Origin of the sequence: Marilutibacter maris, from assembly GCF_006546735.2 — a bacterium.
Lineage (GTDB): Bacteria > Pseudomonadota > Gammaproteobacteria > Xanthomonadales > Xanthomonadaceae > Marilutibacter > Marilutibacter maris.
In genome coordinates this window covers 1-1,293 of the sequence record NZ_VICD02000264.1, presented here as the reverse complement: position 1 = coordinate 1,293, position 1,293 = coordinate 1, and the positions used below count along the sequence as shown (strand labels likewise).

Here is a 1,293-nt window from a genome sequence, read left to right as displayed (position 1 = left end):
TCGCCTTGGCCTCGACCAGCGACTGCGCGCGCCTGTCCTGGGTGCGCGCCAGCTGGGCCTCGCTGCGCGCGCGCGCCAGTTCGGCCTGGGCGCGTTCGAGTTCGGCGCGGTAGCGGCGCTGGTCGATCACGAACAGCAGATCGCCCTTGGCGACCTCCTGGCCTTCGTCGAAGGCGACGCGCTCGACGTAGCCGCTGACCCGCGGGCGCAGTTCGACGCTCTCGATGGCGCTGACCCGGCCGGTGAATTCGTCCCAGGGCCGCACGTCCTGGTTCAGGACCTGGGCGACGCTGACCTCGGCCGGCGGCATCGCATCGGGGGTGGAGGCCTGGCTGCCGCAGCCGGCGACGACCAGGGAGATCGCCGCGCTCAGGGCCAGCACCAGGGCCAGCGACGGCAGACCGCTCCGCAGGCCGGCACCGGAACGCGCCATGCGCCGGGACGGCGTGGAAATCGGGGTGACGTGGGGATTCATGAAGGGCGTTCCTTGTCTTGAAGCGGGGAGGAGGATGCGGAAGGTGTCGGAGCGCCGGCGCCCTGACCGTCGACGCCACGCGACAACGGCCGGGGCGCCAGCAGGTTCATCAACAGCGTGCGCGCGGACTGCTGACAGCCTTCTGGCAGCAGCTCCGGCACGGATGCGGTGCCGGTAGCGTCGCGCTCCTGGGGAAGCGACGATCCGGCCGCCGCGGTTTCGACAGCCGGGTCCGACGGCGACTTGCGGTCGCCGTCGTAGCGGACGATCGCCGAGGGAATCCGCGGCTGGCCCTCGCGATCGACCAGGGCCAGCGCCTGTTGGCCGACCGCCAGCGCGCTGGGCCACTGCGGGCAGCAGCTCTGCTTGCGCCGCGCGGCGGTGTTGACCGGGCTGTCGACGGTCAGCAGCTGCACACGCACGCCCTGGGCCCGGGCCTCGTCGTGCAGCACCCGGGTCAGCATGCGCAGCGCCGCGGCGGCGATCGAACGGTGGCCGTAGCCGGCCCAGGGATGCTCGCCGCCGGGGCCGCCGATCAGCACATAGGTGCTGTTGCGGCCGCGCTCGGCCAGCAATGGCAGCAGGTAGCGGGCCGCGGCCAGGTGCGGCAGCAGATCCTCGTCCAGCCGTCGACGCAGTTGTTCGGCCGGCTGGCCGAGCAGGCGCCCGGCCTGGGAGTGCCCGCAGACGCAGGCGATCACCCCGGCCAGCGGGCGGTCGAGCCGGCGCAGGCGTTCGGCCAGCTGCTCGCCGCCGGCGTCGTCGGCGACCGAGCCCGGCAGCAGTGTCAGCAGCGACTTCGGCGCCAGCGGCCGCAG

2 protein-coding genes are annotated in these 1,293 nt (G+C 73.5%); both read right to left on the bottom strand.

Annotated features, from left to right (window positions below; translation table 11 throughout):
- The coding region (locus tag FKV24_RS15295) for an efflux RND transporter periplasmic adaptor subunit (protein ID WP_249041046.1) at positions 1 to 475 on the bottom strand (475 nt) is incomplete at its 3' end.
- A partial coding sequence (locus FKV24_RS15290) for an SDR family oxidoreductase (protein WP_170288332.1) occupies positions 472 to 1,293 on the bottom strand: 822 nt, incomplete at its 5' end. The genes FKV24_RS15290 and FKV24_RS15295, both read right to left, overlap by 4 nt.